This is a genomic window from Thauera sp. 27, assembly GCF_000310125.2.
GTDB lineage: Bacteria > Pseudomonadota > Gammaproteobacteria > Burkholderiales > Rhodocyclaceae > Thauera > Thauera mechernichensis.
Map to the genome: position 1 here is coordinate 1 of NZ_AMXB01000031.1, position 16,391 is coordinate 16,391.

Genomic DNA, 16,391 nt, shown 5'->3' on the forward strand with positions numbered 1-16,391 from the left:
GGCCCGCGCACGCGGCGGCGAGCTCGGGCGACAGTGTGGCAGGCCAGCGCCGGCCGTGCGGCGCGTAGCCGGGGCGATTGGCGACGGCGATGTGGGCGAGGTCGAAGAGCGCCTGCCAGCGGTGCCAGCCGGGCAAACCTTCGAAGGCGTCGGCGCCGAGAATGAGCACCAGCGGGCGGGCGGGACCGAGTTCGGCGCGCAGGCGCTCGAGGGTGAGCACGGTGTAGCTCTTGCTTGCGGCGCGTACCTCGCTGTCATCGACTTCGAATGCCGGGTTGCCGGTGCTCGCCAGCCTGGCCATGGCCAGGCGCTGATCCGCACTGCTGCGTGGCTCGCCGCGGTGGGGCGGCTGACCGGCCGGGATCAGGCGCACGGCGGCCAGCCCGAGGGCCTCGCGCGCCTCTTCGGCCAGGCGCAGGTGGCCGAGGTGGATCGGGTCGAAGGTGCCGCCGAGCAGGCCGAGCGGCCCGGCGGTTGCCGGCGGACGCGGCTCAGCCGGCATCGTCGGCGTCCTGCGGACTGCGGTCGATCACGGGGGGCGCGTCGGGCAGGCCGAACACGTCACGGGTCGCGGTGTAGAAGGTGGCGAAGATCACCGGGATGACCACGAGCGGGATCGGCAGCGAGGCCAGCGTGCCAAGCGCGGGCGAGAGCAGCCCGAGCACACCGATGACGATGCCGGGAAGGATGGCGCCGAAAATCGCCACGCCAATGGCGTAGGCCAGGAAGGGGCGCCAGTTCTGCAGGCAGGCGTAAAAGCTGAAGAACAAGGCCTTGGCTGGGGACACCTTCCACCAGGCGGCCAGTACCGGCGCGAACCAGTAGGCCATGACGACCGGTGTGGACAGGGTGAGGGCGATGAGCAGCGTGAAGCCGACACCGGCATCTTCGGCAGGCGCCTCGCCGCGCATGAGTGCGAACAGGCTGCCGTCGTCGACCAGCGATACCAGCACGAGTACGAGCAGGGTGGCGACCAGGTAGATGCCGCCGATCGCGATGAGGGACTGCAGGTTGGTCTTGAAGCCGGAGAACAGCACGTCCGGGCCAACCTTGCGACCGCTGTCGATGGCGCGGCAGGCGTTGAGCACCCCGACCGACAGGGCCGGCATGAGCAGCGAGGCGGCGAGCTGGCCCAGCAGCGGGACCAGGCTGAGCACGACGATCGAGAGCAGGTAGCCGAACGTGGCGAAGGTGATGAGCGCCGGATTGCGGCGCCAGAGGACGAGGCCCTCGCGCAGCCAGAACCAGCCGCGCTGCATGGGGAGTCTGTTTGCTTGCATTGATGTTCTTCGTGGGCGTTCAGGGGGGAGGAGGGGCGTCCGGCGTTCGGTCCGCAGACTCGGGGCCATCGGCAGCGATCGGCAGGGACGCCGGGAGCTGTGGTGCGAAGGTTTCCTTCCAGGCGGCATAGAGCGCACATGCAATCACCGGGATCAGCACCAGCATGCCGAGCCCGGCGGGGAGCATCGCCACCCAAAGCAGGACATAGAGCAGCGCGGCGAGGATGAGGAAGGCGAGCAGGTTGTGGATGCAGGCGCGTGCAGACAGGCGCATGGCGTCGAGTGGGGCCATCTCGTGCAGCATCACCAGGGCGGGGGCGAACCACAGCGCCATCATGAGCAGCGCCCACAGCACGGTAAACACCACCACGCCGAGCATCATGCCGCTGCCGGCCATGCCCATGCCTGCCAGGGCACCGACTGCGGCGCCGGTCAGCGCCGCACTGCCGCCGATGGCGGCGGCGATCAAGGCGGCCAGCAGCAGGCCGAGCAGATGGAAGACGCCGACCAGCAGCAGGTTGCCCGCATGGTGGCGAACACCGTCGAACAGGTGGTCGACGCGCAGCGACTCGCCGCGGTCCAGGGCCTGGGCTCCGGCGATCATGCCGCCTACCAGCACCGGCAGTGCGATCGGCGCCGCAGCCCAGCCGAGGAAGGGCATCAGGCCGAGCGCGGTGAGGATGACGAAGAAGATCAGCGCCTGGATGGCCCACACGCCGGGCGCCTTCATGAACAGGCGCCAGCCCTCGCTGAGCCAGTTGAGGGCGTGGCCGGGGGCGACGTCGCCAGGTGCGGGCGGTGCAGGGTGGGGGCGGCGAGCTTCGGTCATAGCGGCAGTGGCGGGGTGTCCGCGATGCGCAGGCGCAGGATGTCGCGGTATTCGTTGGGGTCCTTCACCAGCACCATCTCGCCTGCGCGTGGTAGGTGGAAGTCGGCTGCGCGCGACAGCCAGAAGCGCAGTGCGGCTGCGCGCAACTGGCCGGGCCAGGCAGCGCGCTCGGCCGCGGTGAACGGACGCTCGGCATGGTAGGCCGCGAGCAGGGCCGTGCAGCGGGTGCCGTCGAGGCCGCCGTCGGGCAGGGAGCACCAGTCGTTGACCGTGACCGCGACGTCGAACAGCAGCGCGTCGTGACCGGCGAAGTAGAAATCGATGACGCCGCCGATGTGCACGCTGCCGTCGGCATCCGTGTCCCATAGCACGTTGTCGCGGAAGAGGTCGGCGTGGATGGCGCCGGCGGGCAGGTTGGCGAGCGCCTGTGCGGACTGGAAGGCGATCTCGGCGTCGAGCAGGGCGCGCTCGTCAGTGGGCAGGAAGTCGCGCACCGCCTGCGCCGTGGCCAGACGCCACTCGGGGCCGCGTGGATTGGGCTGGCGGCGGCCGTAGGACTGGCCGGCGAGGTGGAGTCCGGCAAGCATGGCGCCGACACGGGCGCAGTGCTCGACGCCGGGCGCCATCTCCGAAGCGCCGGACAGGCGCACCACCAGCGCGGCCGGGCGCTCCTGCAGGGTGCCGAGGTATTCGTTGTGCAGGTTGGCGATCGGGCCCGGCACCGGCAGGCCGTGGCGCGCAAGATGGGCCATCAGATGCAGGTAGTAGGGCAGCTCGGCGCGCGACATGCCTTCGAACAGGGTGAGGACGTAGCGGCCGAGCGTGGTGGTGACGAAGAAGTTGCTGTTCTGCACGCCGGCCGAGATGCCCTTGAGTTCCACCAGGCGGCCGATGGCGTAGTCCTTGAGCCAGTCGGCGAGCGCGGATTCGGGAACGGGGGTGAAGACGGACATGCGGGCTCCGGTGGGAGGGGGTCAGAGGGCGCCGGGGCTCAGCCGGCGAGTGCGTCGGCCGCACAGGCGGCGGAGCGCACGGCCTGCCAGGCGGCAAGCTTGGCCTCGAAGCCGCGTGCGGCATGCGCCGGGCTGGTCGATGGCAGGCGGGTGAAGCGCAGGGGCTGGCCCGTTGGCGGTCGTTTTACATGACGACGGAAGGCGGCCTCTGCAGCACTGCCATTGAAGAAAACGTGGCCGATGCCTGGGCAGGCCGAGAATAGCGCGGTGAAGTCGTTGGCCACGATGCTGTCGCGCGCGATCGCGCTGTCGAGGCTGCCCTCGCGCTGGCACGCGCCGATGACGTCCCACAGGGCTACCCCGGCGGCGCACAGGCGTTCGAGGCGTTGCACATACGGCAGCTCGGGGCCGGCACCGAACAATGCGCCCATGATCGGCCAGAACGCGTTGCGGGGGTGCGCATAGTACTGCACGGCGGCCAACGAGGCTTCGCCCGGCATGCTGCCCAGAATGAGTACGCGCGCAGCGCCAGTGTGCACCGCAGGAAAGCTTCGCACGCGCTGCCCCTGTCCGGTTTCCCGGGTAGGGCGCTCGGGGAGATCGGCCGGGACGTCCGGGGTGGTCCCCGGTGTTCCATGGCGAATCGGCGTTTTCTGCCGACTCGCCGGCGGCACGATCGCGGCGCTCACCAAGACTTGATCACCCACATCGGCACGGCAAGGCCGGGCGCAGCGTCGTCGCGCACCATCTGCCCGTTGCCTTCCTTGTCGATCAGGTAGTAGGGCACGCCGTGCGGCGGGGTTACCTTGACCATGTAGAGCTTGCCACGGATGCGGTACTCGGCCACGGTGTCCTCGCCGCGCTGGACGATGGTGACTTCGGGTTCGTCGAGCTCGCTCATGCCGGCGGGCATGGGCGGCGGTTCGGGGATGGGCTCGAGGCCCGCGGGTTGCTGGGCGAAGGCGGGTAGGCTGACGGCCAGCAGCAGTGCCAAAAGGGTGCGGCGCATGGTGTTCTCCTGAAGATGCCTCAATTCTAGCCAGAAATGCTCAGGAGCCCCAGACGCTCGCCCGCCCCAGACGCCATTACAGGTTGAGCATCATCTCGCGCTCGGTGGGCAGGGGCTGGAAGCCGCGGCGCTCGTAGTGCTTGAAGATGGCCTCGACGACGTCCTCGGGCTTGTCGATGACCTGGATCAGGTCGAGGTCTTCGCGGTTGATCATGCCTTCGCTGACGAGCCGGTCGCGCAACCAGTCGAGCAGCCCCTGCCAGAAGGGACCGTGCACCAGGATGATCGGGATCTTGCGGCTCTTCCTGGTCTGGATCAGCGTCATCGCCTCGAGGAGTTCGTCCAGCGTGCCGAAACCGCCCGGCATGACGACATAGGCAGTGGCGAACTTCACGAACATGAACTTGCGCGCGAAGAAGTGCTGGAAGGTCTGCGAGATGTCCTGGTAGGGGTTGGCGCTCTGCTCCAGCGGTAGCTGGATGTTGAGGCCCACCGAGGGGCTCTTGCCGAAGTAGGCGCCCTTGTTGGCGGCTTCCATGATGCCCGGGCCGCCGCCCGAGATCACCGCGAAGCCTGAATCCGACAGCAGGCGGGCGATTTTTTCGGTGAGCATGTAGTACAGGTGGTCGGGCGGCGTACGCGCGCTGCCGAAGATCGACACCGCCGGCCGGATCGAGGCCAGGCGTTCGGTCGCCTCGACGAACTCTGCCATAATTCCAAAGATTCGCCAGGACTCGCGCGCGTTGTAGCGTGGCGCGGTACTGTCGGGCGCGCTGCGGGGGAGTTTTTCTTTCGCGGTCATGTTGTTGTTCTCGTTGTGTCTCTCTGGGGTCAGGTCTTGCATTTGCTCGTTCCGGTGAAGCGCGGATGAGCAAAAGCAAATGCAAGACCTGACCCCAACAAGGACAAGGATTTTCCAGAAGATGCCCACCCTGCTGCTCGTCGATGGCTCCAGCTATCTCTACCGCGCTTTCCATGCCTTGCCTGACCTGCGCAATTCGCAGGGCGAGCCTACGGGGGCGATCCGGGGGGTGTTGTCGATGCTAAGGCGGCTGGAGAGCGACTACAAGGCAGAATTTCGCGCCTGCGTGTTCGACGCCAAGGGCAAGACCTTCCGCGACGACTGGTATCCCGAGTACAAATCGCACCGCCCGCCCATGCCCGACGATCTGCGCGCGCAGATCGTGCCGCTGCACGAGGCGGTGCAGGCCGAAGGCTGGCCGCTGCTGGCGGTGGAAGGCGTGGAGGCCGACGACGTCATTGGCACGCTTACCCGCCAGGCGCTCGAGCGCGGCTGGGAGGTGGTGATCTCGACCGGCGACAAGGACCTCACCCAGCTCGTGCGCCCCGGGGTGCAGTGGGTCAACACGATGAGCGAGGAGGTGCTTGACTCCGCGGGCGTGGAGGCCAAGTTCGGCGTGCCGCCCGAGCGCATCGTCGACTATCTCGCGCTGGTCGGCGACACGGTGGACAACGTGCCGGGCGTGGAGAAGTGCGGCCCCAAGACGGCGGTGAAATGGCTGACCGAGTACGGCACCCTCGACAACCTGGTCGCCAACGCCGACAAGGTGGGCGGCAAGGTGGGCGAGAACCTGCGCCGACACCTGGACTTCCTGCCGCTGGGCAAGAAGCTGGTGACGGTGGCGACCGACGTCGAGCTGCCGGTGACGCTCGATGAACTGCCCGCGCGCGCGGACGACAAGGTGGCGCTGCGCGCGCTGTACGAGCGCTTCGAGTTCCGCGGCTGGCTCAAGGATCTGGACGCCGGCGCAGCGAGCGTCGCCGCCTCCAAGGCCGCGACCGAGGCGCGTCGCTTCGATGGTCAGGGAAGCAGGGGGCAGGCCCCAGGCGATGTCGCCTTCGACCCCTCGCGGCTCGCGCCGCTCCCACGCTCCTCGCACCCGCAAGGGTTTTCCGTAGGAGCGGCGCCAGCCGCGAGCCTTTTCGGCGATGGAGAGGGTGAAGAACAGCTCGCGGCTGGCGCCGCTCCTACGGGGGGCGTTGCAGGCGCCCACCGCAGCGGCTATGTGACCATCCTCGACTGGCTGGGCTTCGATGCCTGGCTGGCGAAGATCTCCGCCGCCGCGCTCACCGCATTCGACACCGAAACCACCAGCCTCGACCCGATGGCGGCGCAGTTGGTCGGCATGTCCTTCGCGGTCGAGCCGGGCGAGGCGGCCTACCTGCCGCTGGCGCACCGTGCATCGGACGCGCCGGCGCAGCTGCCCTTGAACGAGGTGCTGGACAAGCTCCGTCCCTGGCTGGAGTCTGACCAGCACGCCAAGCTCGGCCAGAACCTCAAGTACGACGCCCACGTGCTCGCCAACCACGGCATCGCGCTGCGCGGCATCGCCCACGACACCCTGCTCGAATCCTACGTGCTGGAGAGCGACAAGCCGCACGACATGGATTCGCTCGCCAAGCGCCACCTCGGCCTGGCCACCATTCCCTACACCGAGGTCTGCGGCAAGGGCGCCAAGCAGATCGGCTTCGACGAGGTCGCCATCGACCGCGCCACCGAATACGCCGCCGAAGATGCCGACATCACCCTGCGCCTGCACCTGCAGCTGCACCCGCAGCTGCAAGGGACGGCGGCGCTCGACGCCCTCTACCGCGACATCGAGATGCCGGTGCTCGGCGTGCTGCAGCGCATGGAGCGCACCGGGGTGCTGATCGACCCCTTCCTGCTCAGCCAGCATTCCGAGGAACTCGGCCGCCGCCTGCACGATCTGGAGCGCGAAGCCCACGATCTCGCCGGCCAGCCCTTCAACCTCGGCTCGCCGAAGCAGCTCGGCGAGATCCTGTTCGGCAAGCTCGGCCTGCCGGTGGTCAAGAAGACCGCCACCGGCCAGCCCTCCACCGACGAGGAAGTACTCGAGAAGCTCGCCGAGGATTACCCCCTGCCCAAGCTGCTGCTCGAGCACCGTAGCCTGGCCAAGCTGAAGAGCACCTACGCAGACAAGCTGCCGCGCATGGTCAATCCGAAGACCGGTCGGGTGCACACCAGCTTCTCGCAGGCCACCGCCGTCACCGGCCGGCTGTCGAGCTCCGAGCCCAACCTGCAGAACATCCCGATCCGCACGCCGGAGGGCCGCCGCATCCGCGCTGCCTTCATCGCGCCGCGTGAGCACCTCATCGTGTCGGCCGACTACTCGCAGATCGAGCTGCGCATCATGGCCCACCTGTCGGACGACGCCCGCCTGCTCGAAGCTTTCGCCCACGGCGAGGACGTGCACCGCGCCACCGCTGGCGAGGTTTTCGGCGTGGCGCCGGCCGAGGTGACCAGCGAGCAGCGCCGCTACGCCAAGGTGATCAACTTCGGCCTCATCTACGGCATGAGCGCGCACGGCCTGGCCAAGAACCTGGGTATCGAGCGTGCCGCTGCGCAGAGCTGGATCGACCGCTACTTCGCGCGCTACCCCGGCGTCGCGGCCTACATGGACCGCACCCGCGCCGAGGCGCGCGAGCAAGGCTATGTCGAGACCGTGTTCGGCCGCCGGCTGTACCTGCCCGACATCCGCGCCAGCCAGGCCGGCCGCCGTGCCGGTGCGGAGCGTGCGGCGATCAACGCGCCGATGCAGGGCACGGCCGCCGACCTGATCAAGAAGGCGATGATCGCCACCGACGCCTGGCTGGCCGCGTCGGGGCTGAAGTCCAGGCTGGTGCTGCAGGTGCACGACGAACTGGTGCTGGAAGTGCCCAGGGCCGAGCTCGACACCATCCGCGCCGAACTGCCGAAGCTGATGGGCGGTGTCGCCGAGCTCAAGGTACCGTTGCTGGTCGAGGTGGGGGCGGGCGACAACTGGGACGAAGCGCACTGATGGCGGCGGACACCGCTGCCGAGCGCTTCCTGGCCGAGGCGCTGGCGCGCCAGGTGCATAACGTTGGCGCCCACGACTTTGGCGGCGAGCGCGTGTGGGTGAAGAAGGCGGGCCCGCGCAACCCGCGCTGGCGCTACATGCTGATGGGCTTGCTGTCGCGCGCGCTCGGTCTCGGGGTGCTCAGCCCGGTACCCAACTTTGGCGGTGCCGACGCCATCAATACCGAGGTGCGCCGCCTGCAGACCCTGGCTGCGCAGGGCGTGTTCGTGCCTGAGGTGCTGGCCTGGAGTGATACCGGCCTGATGCTCAAGGACCTGGGCAGCACGGGCGAGCCGGGTCTGAGCCTGCAACAGGAAATGGCCACCGCCATGGACGTATCCGCCTGCCTCGCCCTGTTCGACGAGGGCCTCGCCGCGCTGGCCGACCTCCATCGCCGCGGCGGCTACCTGAGCCAGGGCTTTGCCCGCAACATGGTGCGCGCCGCTAACGGCCGCATCGCCTTCATCGACTTCGAGGACGACCCCGGCCGTGCGCTCGGGCTCGCCCAGTGCCAGGCGCGTGACTGGCTGTGCTACCTGCACTCGACCGCGCTCATCCTCGACCAGCGCGAACTGCTCGAGGCCGCCGCCCCCAGGGTGCGCGCTGCCCTCGCCGCGGTAGATGCCGATATCCGCGCCCAGGTCCTGCGCACGGCGGGCCGTCTGGCCTGGCTGCGCCATCTGCCGCGTGGGCGCCGCTTCGGCCGCGACGGTCAGCGCCTGCGTGCGGTGGCCTGGCTGTTGCAGGGCCTGTCGCGCTGACGCCACGAGCACCGCGTCGGCTTGGCATATCATTGGCCGCCATGAGCCCAGCCCCTTCCAGTACCGAGCCCACGCCCGCGCCCGAGGCGGTGCCCGCATCCGCGCCTGCGAGCAGCCTCACGATCTACACCCGCCTGCTTGGCTATACCAAGCCCTACCTCGGCTACTTCCTGCTCAGCATCCTTGGCTTCGCCATCGCCGGCGGCGGCAAGGCGGGCCTGGCAGCGGTGTTCAAGTTCTTCGTCGATGGGCTGGCCACGCCCGATGCCCCGGCCACCACCGGCATCGGCTGGCTCGATGCGCTCGACATCGTGTACGCGATCCCGGTCATGGTGATGCTGATCGCGCTCTGGCAAGGGGTGGGGACCTTCCTGGGCAACTACGCCATCTCCAAGGTGTCGCTCGGGCTGGTGCACGACCTGCGCACCCAGCTCTTCGAGAGCTTCCTGGTGCTGCCCAACCGCTTCTACGACGCGCAGAACTCCGGCCACCTGGTCTCCAAGCTCACCTACAACGTCACCATGGTCACCGGTGCCGCGACCGACGCGGTGAAGACGCTGTTCCGCGAGGGGCTCACCGTCATCGCGCTGCTGGGCTACCTGCTGTGGATGAACTGGCAGCTCACCCTGACCTTGCTCGTGGTGCTGCCCGTCATCGGCTGGCTGGTATCGAACGCCAGCCGCAAATTCCGCCGCCTGTCCAAGAACATCCAGACCGCCATGGGTGAGGTCACCCATGTGGCCTCCGAAACCATCCAGGGCTACCGCGTGGTACGCAGCTTCGGCGGCGCGGACTACGAGCGCGGTCGCTTCGTGCATGCCAGCCTGGACAACACCAAGCGCCAGCTAAAGATGGTGCGCACCGAGGAGGTTTTCTCGGCGCTGATGAACCTCATCATCTATACCGCCATGGGCGTTCTGCTGTTCATGGTGCTGAAGGTGCGGGGCGACGCCACCGCGGGCGACGTCGTCGCCTTCATGACAGCCGCCGGCCTGTTGCCGCGCGCCATCCGCCAACTGGGCGAGGTCAGCTCCAAGATCCAGCGCGGCGTGGCTGCAGCCGACAGCATCTTCGAGCAACTCGACGAAGCGCCGGAGCCCGATGGCGGCAGCGTCGAGCGCGAACACATCAGCGGTCGCGTCGAGGCCCAGGGCTTGGGCTTCACCTATCCCGGTGCGGAAGGGCGTGCATTGCAAGGTATCGACTTCAAGGCCGAGCCGGGGCAGATGATCGCCCTGGTGGGCAAGTCGGGCAGTGGCAAGTCCACCCTCGCCAACCTCATCCCGCGCTTCTACCAGCACGACGAAGGCCGGCTGCTGGTCGACGGCGTGGCAGTGGAGGACTACACGCTCGCCAACCTGCGTCGTCACATCGCGCTCGTCACCCAGCAGGTCACGCTGTTCAACGGTACCGTGGCCGAGAACATCGCCTACGGCGAGCTCGCCGGTGCCAGCCGCGAAGAGATCGTCGCCGCCGCCGAGGCTGCCAACGCGCGCGAGTTCATCGACCGCCTGCCCCAGGGCTTCGACACCGAGATCGGCGAGAACGGCGTGCTGCTCTCGGGCGGCCAGCGCCAGCGCCTGGCGATTGCGCGCGCCTTGTTGAAGAACGCGCCGATCCTGATCCTCGACGAGGCGACCTCCGCGCTCGACACCGAGTCCGAGCGCCTGATCCAGGCAGCGATCGAGCGCCTCATGGAAGGGCGCACGACCATCGTCATCGCCCACCGCCTATCGACGATCGAGAAGGCGGACCAGATCCTGGTGATGGAGGCCGGGCGCATCGTGGAGCGGGGGACGCACGCGGAACTGGTGGCGCGGGGTGGGGTGTATGCGCGGCTGCAGGCGATCGGGGAGGAGCCGGATACCGTGCGCTGAGGCTGTCATCGAGATTGCGATGCGCTCGGGTGCTTGGCCCGAGGTTGCTGTTCTGGGTCGAGCACCTTTCTCAGTACGCGTTCGGATTCACGAAGCCCTTCAACACCGTCAGTAGGATGATCTTCAGGTCAAGCCACAGCGACCAGTTGTCGATGTACCAGAGGTCGTGCTCTACGCGTGCCTGCATCTTTTCGAGCGTGTCCGTCTCACCGCGCAAGCCATTGACCTGTGCCCAGCCGGTGATGCCCGGCTTGACTTGGTGACGCTGCATGTAGGACTCGACGAGGTCCTTGTAGTACTCGTTGTGGGCAAGCGCGTGTGGGCGTGGCCCGACGATGGACATGCGGCCTTGCAGCACATTGAAAAACTGCGGTAGCTCGTCGAGGCTTGTGCGCCGCAGAAAGGCCCCGATGGGCGTGATACGGACATCGTCCTTAGTGGCCTGGGTGACCTGTCCCCCGCTCTCCCGGTGAACGACCATTGAACGAAACTTATAAACCTTGAAGTTCCTGCCGTTGATTCCCGTGCGGTATTGCTTGAACAGCACAGGTCCTGGTGATGTGAGCTTGATGGCCGCTGCGATTACGGCGCATATCGGCAGGATCATCAGGAAGATCAGACCACCGATGATGAGGTCCTCCGCGCGTTTGACGATGCGAGCGGGGCCATCCATGGGCGTGACACTGAGATCGATCGAGTAGAAACCCGCGACACGGCTCACTTGGTGGTTGAGAAGAGGAAGGTCGTTCAGCTGGGGCATGAAGCGCACCGAAACCACGTGGTGCCGCAGTGCATATACGGCGGCCTGGATCTGCGCGCCTTCATTCAGGGGCAGCATCAGCCAGACTTCATGCGCTCGAGTGCCTTCCACTGCCGCAGCCAACTCCTCCAGCCACTCGGGCGATGAGCTGCAAGAGACGGCTCGCGAAACGGTATAGCCCTGCTCGCGAAGTGCTGGCTCAGACGGCAACTTCGAACTGCGAACGCCGGCGGGTGTTACAACGACCAGCTGTTTCAGGTTTCGTCCCGAGCGACGGGCTCGGCGCAAGGCCACGAACGCGCAGATACGCAGACCAATGCCGAGCCCCACGCTTAACGTGACCGTGTAAGCGAACCAGAGCCGTGAATAGTCCTCTGATACTTTCAACAAGAAGCCGAGCATTGTCAGTGCGGTGGCCGCGAGGAGCCAGCCACTGACAGAGCGCGCGGCCCGTCGTGCGAACGACTGGCCGCGCCACGAGCTGTAGGCACCTACCAGGAACAGCATAAGTACCGCCAAGCTGGCCCACAGGATCGCGCCAGCCACGTAGAGCGGGCTGAGTTCTGTATTGTTGAACCGCAGGTAGAAGGCCAGATACGCCGCCAGCACAGCCGCACCTGCGTCGACCAGCGCAGCGGCCAGCGCAACGGGGTAGCGCTCGGCAAAGGTTGGAGAGTAGTTTATGGAGTAAGGCATGGTTACCCGGCCTGCCGTGTCGTCAGCGCGGCAGGCAAAGAAAGTCAGTTGTCGGGGATCAGAAACTCTTCACGGCGACGCCCTGATTCGACCGCGTCCTTCATCCACTTTGGCATCACGCCGCGGCCGGTCCAGGTCTTGCCCGATGCCGGGTCGCGATACTTGGGCTTGACGGCGGTGCGCTTGTCACTGCGGCTGGCGGTCTCGGCTTTTGTCGGCACGACGGCCACGAATCCCAGATCGGCCGCTGTCAGGTCGTAGTCCTGGATCTTCTGCCTGATCTCGGCGATCACGCCCGCGATCTCCGAACAGCGAACCTCCTCGGCCTGTTTCTGCAGCGCTTCGATCTGCGACATCAGTTCGGCATAGGTTGGCATGTCATTTCCTTCTGAAAGTAACTCAGCTCATTAAGGCGATTCGATCGCCCGCTCGTCCAATGCAATCTCTGACACACGGGGATCCTCATTGGCGTTGTTGATGGTAGCCAAGGCATGCTTCGCCATCATCAGGTCCATGCTGCGGGCAGCTTTCTCTGCGCGTTCCAGGCGTCCTTGGACATTTCTGCAATGGTTGGTCGCTTCGAGTAGTCGTACCGTAGGTCAAACCTGCCGACCAAGTCCCCTTCGTCGTCGTGATGCGGGCGTGGTCAGTTTGCTGCGTTCTGCGGCGCAGCCAGAGATTGCGTCGCCAATCAGTCTGGCCTGAATGTCTCTTGCTTTCATGCGCCGCCTTACCGGTAGCCTTGATACTTGGCCGGTATCGTCTATGGAAAGATGTCTGTATATGGTAACGGCATCTTCCAGGGCGTAGCGCTTCTTAGTATCGCCCCATTGGGGTGACCAGTCACGCTAGTTCTCCTGCCGCAGATTCTTCAAGCCCTTTCCTGCTGACAACAGTCCGTTCAGTTCTTCGGATACCAGCGTGTGAGCAGTTCTTCGTACTCACTCAGCACCTGCTCCCAGGTAAAGCGCTCGTAGAAGCGTGCGCGGCTGGCGGCCTTCATACGTTGCAGGGCTGCATCGTCTGCAAGTAGCCGATCGAACAGACGAGCGCAATCGGCTTCGTCCTTGAAATAGGCTGCTTCCGGCCCCGCCACCCAGCGGTTGAAGTGGTTGTCGTGAGCGATCACAGCACAGCCCGCACCCAAGGCTTCAACGAGAGAGGGGTTGGTACCACCCACCCTGTGCCCATGCAAGTAGAACCGACTGTAGAAGCGTAGGGCCTGCACCACGGGAGTCTCGTAGATCGCGCCGGGAAAAATCACTTCGTCGCTAGCAGCGTCCATCACCTGTCTGTGGAATGCATTGCGTTCGGGGGTGAAGTTACCCAGGACCACCAATTTGTGGGCGCGCCGCTTTGAACTGAAGGCGCGAACCATCTCGAGGAAGGAGTTCTCGGGCTCGGGGCGGGCGATGATCACCGAGAAACCGCCGGCCTCGATGCCGTATGCAGTGAGCAGCGCTGCGTCAGCTGAAAGGACCTCGTCACCCCCATAAGGGATCATCGTGATCTTGTCTGCACGGACGCGCGTGGCGAGGTGGTCCTTGATGCGCGGGTGATCGGCGACGAGATGGTTGCCGATCCAACACCCGGCGCGTTCGTTGAGCCAGAACCATGTCTTGGCAACGACTCCCCATTTGTCTCGGCGCCATTCGATGCCGTCCATGTTGATGACATTCGTCTGCTTCCTGAGTCGTTGCATCAGGTTGAAGAGTGCGGTGTTGTACCCCAGAGTGAGAAACAAACCGTGCTCCGAGAGCGCGCGACAGGTCGCTTTCCAGTCGAATATGACCGTCCCCGCGGCACCGGCCCTACTGACTGGAATATGGATGCGTCTCACACCCTCCCAAGTGCTTTCCCAAGAGTTGCCATCACCATCCTCCTGGCAGAACACGGTGACTTGCCATCCTCGTTTCACGAGAAATAAAGCAAGTTTCTCGGCGAAGGTTTCAAACCCGCCGTGCTTAGCAGGCACGCCTCTGATGCCCAATATTAGGAGCTTAAGAGCCTGCATGATTTCCCTTCTTCGCCAAATAAATAAATAAAAAATAAGGAAACAAGAACGAGATATCGGATAGAGAAAAATTAAAAAAGGAGAAAATAAAAAACACAAAAAGAAAAATAAATATGAATAACTTGCTTTGGATTGATTTTCCGGTAAAAACGCAGATGCCTACGATGAAGACCGCTACCCCGATTATTCCAAGGTCAATAAAAAGCGAGTAAAAAAGGCTATGCCCAGAATAGTATAGCCAGCTCCTGTCAATTGGGTTGTGATAGGTAAGTAGTCCCCTTCCAAAAAGATTTGGATCTCCGAATAAAGCCTCTCCGAGTACCGCAAACCGACTCGCGGTCTCATGCGCGAAACGGTTTTCATAGGCGTGTTCCAGCTCGGCAAGTACCCCATCTCCAATCTCTTTTAAAAAATAAAAGTAGACAATCAGAATAACCGAAGAGCACGCTGCTCCTGCCAAAAGTGTAACCACTCTTCCAAATTTTCTTGATAGTACTAGCTCGTGCCAATTGAGAAAAATAAATACTGCTACGGCCGTAGCTTGGCTCGCCTTTGAGCTCGTTAGGAATGCGATGGTGATGCTGATCACAAGCATTGACTGCCGGTTTCTGATCTTTAGCAGGTAAGCGGCGCAGGCGGCAAGCAAAGCAGTGAAAGCGAGAGATGAGTCCGACTTCAGGAAGAATGTTCCGGAGGCTACATCTAGAGGGATCAAAGGCACTCGTGATGCCGCGGCAATTGCATCTGCATAGACGATTTGCAGGACAAGAACGGGTATCTGTATCATCAGTATAATCCTGATGATCAAGAAAGCTCTGTTTATATCAAAGGGAGGGTGGTTTGCGAAAAGCTTGGCGGAGTAAAGCGATAAGCCTAAACAAGAAAAATAATAAGCGTAAACGGCGATCGCTGTTGCGCCACTCCCATTCACAACCCCAAGAGCTAATAGCAGTGCGAGGGATAATAGTAAAAAGAGTTCGGCGATGTTTATCCGGAGAGCTTTTTCGAAGGCAATGAAAAACAACAAATTTGCTGCTATAAATAGGTTTGAGGTTGTTTGGCTCAATAGGCCTAAAAACTGAAGTGCTCCGCCAAAAGCATAAAGCATTAAAATTGCTGGGAAAATTACCAGGCATGCTCTTCTAATGCAAAATCGCCTATTTGTCATTGCGGAAATATTAATTTTATAGAATTTCTAAGCTGCTACGAATTTTAGAAATAACAGGCTCAATTTTCGACTCTAGATAGTCTTCGTTACGAAGCATTGCCTTCGTGTGCTGAGAGCACCTCGGATCATTCAGAAGGTCTTTTAAACGAGAGATAGTATTCTCGATGCCCTCATGGTTGTAGTTTATAATTGAATCGCCGGTAATTTCGTAGTCTATGGAGGTTAATACCGGCTTTCCATAATGGAGATATTCGTATAATTTTAATGGGGAGCCGTCATGGCTTTTTGATCGTAAATATGGAATTAGTCCAACTTCGAAGGTGCTCATTAAGTTAGGTATGTCGTCTTTTTTGAACCTGCCCTTTAGCGTTACGCCGGGAGTTCTTAAGAGCGTTCTCACTAGCAACTTGTCGTAAGAGTCACCATAAATGACCAAGCTGAAGTTGGGGTCGCTTGCCGCCAATTGCTCGATAAACGCGAGGTCGAATTTGTCTGTTAAAAATCCAAGAAATCCATACTTAAATTCTGGTTCTGAGTTTGTCAGGCAGTTTCCTACATCGTAGAGTCCGTTGGTTATAGTGTGCTTCTTCCCCTGCGGAAAGCTTGACAGCGCTTGATCAGTAACGCCAGTTATAATGTCGGCATGGCTGGAGGTTTTTTTATATTTCTTACGGACAAGTTCTTTTTCTATTTCAGTAAAGCGGTTGTGTATAGCGAAGTTGTCAATTAAATCGTACCAGTAAAAGTTGTGCGGTATTTTAATTGTATGAATATTGGCGATTGGGGTAAAGTCTAAAATGACGACGTTATCCCATGATGAGATTGAAGATAATAGTTTCGGCTTTAGTTCTGTGTAACATTCCTCGGTCCAGCGGCGCCCTTTGAGAGGTCCAATTAAGTCGAGTGAGATGTGCTTTATATAGTTGTCTTCGTGGGTTATGCGCCCTAGAGACGCCTCGTAAACCGTTAGTGGTCGATCTACGATTAGAAGCTTTCCGGTATCATTTCTTCTTTTCAGGACTTCAATTATTTGCAGATCTCGAACAGAGACCCCGTAATTCTTCTTAAAAAAATAGCTTCGGTATGGGAAAACGAGATAATTAATTGCCATTTTTCGAGCGGTTCCGATGTGCGAGTTGAGCCAATATCGGTTTCTTGAGGCGCCAGGAGTGGATTGCGTCAAG

At 62.7% G+C, this 16,391-nt stretch carries 15 protein-coding genes; 3 read left to right on the top strand and 12 right to left on the bottom strand.

Features of this window, described 5'->3' with window-relative positions:
- From nadD to B447_RS15720, 7 genes are all read right to left on the bottom strand, one after another.
- Positions 1-502, bottom strand: a 502-nt coding sequence (gene nadD, locus B447_RS15690; RefSeq protein WP_002942558.1) for a nicotinate-nucleotide adenylyltransferase, incomplete at its 3' end; no start/stop codon positions are given.
- Positions 492-1,280 (bottom strand): BPSS1780 family membrane protein, encoded by a 789-nt coding sequence (locus B447_RS15695; protein WP_269745255.1) that lies wholly within the window; start codon positions 1,278-1,280, stop codon positions 492-494. The genes nadD and B447_RS15695, both read right to left, overlap by 11 nt.
- A 19-nt stretch (positions 1,281-1,299) precedes the next feature.
- A complete protein-coding gene (locus tag B447_RS15700; protein ID WP_002942571.1) occupies positions 1,300-2,109 on the bottom strand; it encodes a BPSS1780 family membrane protein in 810 nt (269 codons plus the stop codon).
- A complete protein-coding gene (locus B447_RS15705; RefSeq protein ID WP_002933148.1) occupies positions 2,106-3,062 on the bottom strand; it encodes a homoserine kinase in 957 nt (318 codons plus the stop codon). Before B447_RS15705 ends, B447_RS15700 begins: the two co-directional genes overlap by 4 nt.
- A gap of 38 nt (positions 3,063-3,100) precedes the next feature.
- On the bottom strand, positions 3,101-3,619 hold the full coding sequence (locus tag B447_RS15710) for a DNA-deoxyinosine glycosylase (RefSeq protein WP_002942576.1): 519 nt from the start codon (positions 3,617-3,619) through the stop codon (positions 3,101-3,103).
- 128 nt (positions 3,620-3,747) lie between these two features.
- On the bottom strand, positions 3,748-4,071 hold the full coding sequence (locus B447_RS15715) for a DUF2782 domain-containing protein (protein ID WP_002933162.1): 324 nt from the start codon (positions 4,069-4,071) through the stop codon (positions 3,748-3,750).
- A 76-nt stretch (positions 4,072-4,147) separates the two neighbouring features.
- Positions 4,148-4,873: a TIGR00730 family Rossman fold protein gene (locus B447_RS15720; protein WP_002933163.1), complete on the bottom strand. Its 726-nt coding sequence runs from the start codon at positions 4,871-4,873 to the stop codon at positions 4,148-4,150.
- A gap of 121 nt (positions 4,874-4,994) precedes the next feature.
- On the opposite strand from B447_RS15720, the gene polA reads away from it, so the two are divergent.
- From polA to msbA, 3 genes are read left to right on the top strand one after another with little or no spacing between them, the layout of a single operon-like run.
- On the top strand, positions 4,995-7,892 hold the full coding sequence (gene polA / locus B447_RS15725; protein WP_002942577.1) for a DNA polymerase I: 2,898 nt from the start codon (positions 4,995-4,997) through the stop codon (positions 7,890-7,892).
- A complete protein-coding gene (locus tag B447_RS15730) occupies positions 7,892-8,692 on the top strand; it encodes a hypothetical protein (protein WP_002942578.1) in 801 nt (266 codons plus the stop codon). Before polA ends, B447_RS15730 begins: the two co-directional genes overlap by 1 nt.
- 41 nt (positions 8,693-8,733) lie before the next feature.
- Positions 8,734-10,569, top strand: coding sequence for a lipid A export permease/ATP-binding protein MsbA (gene msbA, locus B447_RS15735; RefSeq protein WP_002942588.1), 1,836 nt, complete (start codon positions 8,734-8,736; stop codon positions 10,567-10,569).
- A 70-nt stretch (positions 10,570-10,639) separates the two neighbouring features.
- Here the strand turns inward: msbA and B447_RS15740 are convergent, their stop codons facing one another.
- The 5 genes from B447_RS15740 to B447_RS22260 form a co-directional block, all read right to left on the bottom strand.
- Positions 10,640-12,025, bottom strand: a complete 1,386-nt coding sequence (locus tag B447_RS15740) for an undecaprenyl-phosphate glucose phosphotransferase (RefSeq protein WP_002942589.1) — start codon at positions 12,023-12,025, stop codon at positions 10,640-10,642.
- 44 nt (positions 12,026-12,069) lie between these two features.
- The gene (locus B447_RS15745) at positions 12,070-12,402 is read right to left on the bottom strand and encodes an H-NS histone family protein (protein ID WP_002942591.1); all 333 of its coding nucleotides are present in this window, start codon (positions 12,400-12,402) and stop codon (positions 12,070-12,072) included.
- A 524-nt stretch (positions 12,403-12,926) separates the two neighbouring features.
- Entirely contained in the window at positions 12,927-14,039 is a 1,113-nt protein-coding gene (locus tag B447_RS15750) for a DUF1972 domain-containing protein (RefSeq protein WP_037983001.1), read from the bottom strand.
- Positions 14,026-15,147, bottom strand: coding sequence for a hypothetical protein (locus B447_RS22635; RefSeq protein ID WP_157384709.1), 1,122 nt, complete (start codon positions 15,145-15,147; stop codon positions 14,026-14,028). The genes B447_RS15750 and B447_RS22635 overlap by 14 nt, the downstream gene beginning before the upstream one ends.
- Positions 15,148-15,223: 76 nt before the next feature.
- The gene (locus B447_RS22260; RefSeq protein WP_002942595.1) at positions 15,224-16,318 is read right to left on the bottom strand and encodes a glycosyltransferase; all 1,095 of its coding nucleotides are present in this window, start codon (positions 16,316-16,318) and stop codon (positions 15,224-15,226) included.
- Positions 16,319-16,391 lie beyond the last annotated feature (73 nt).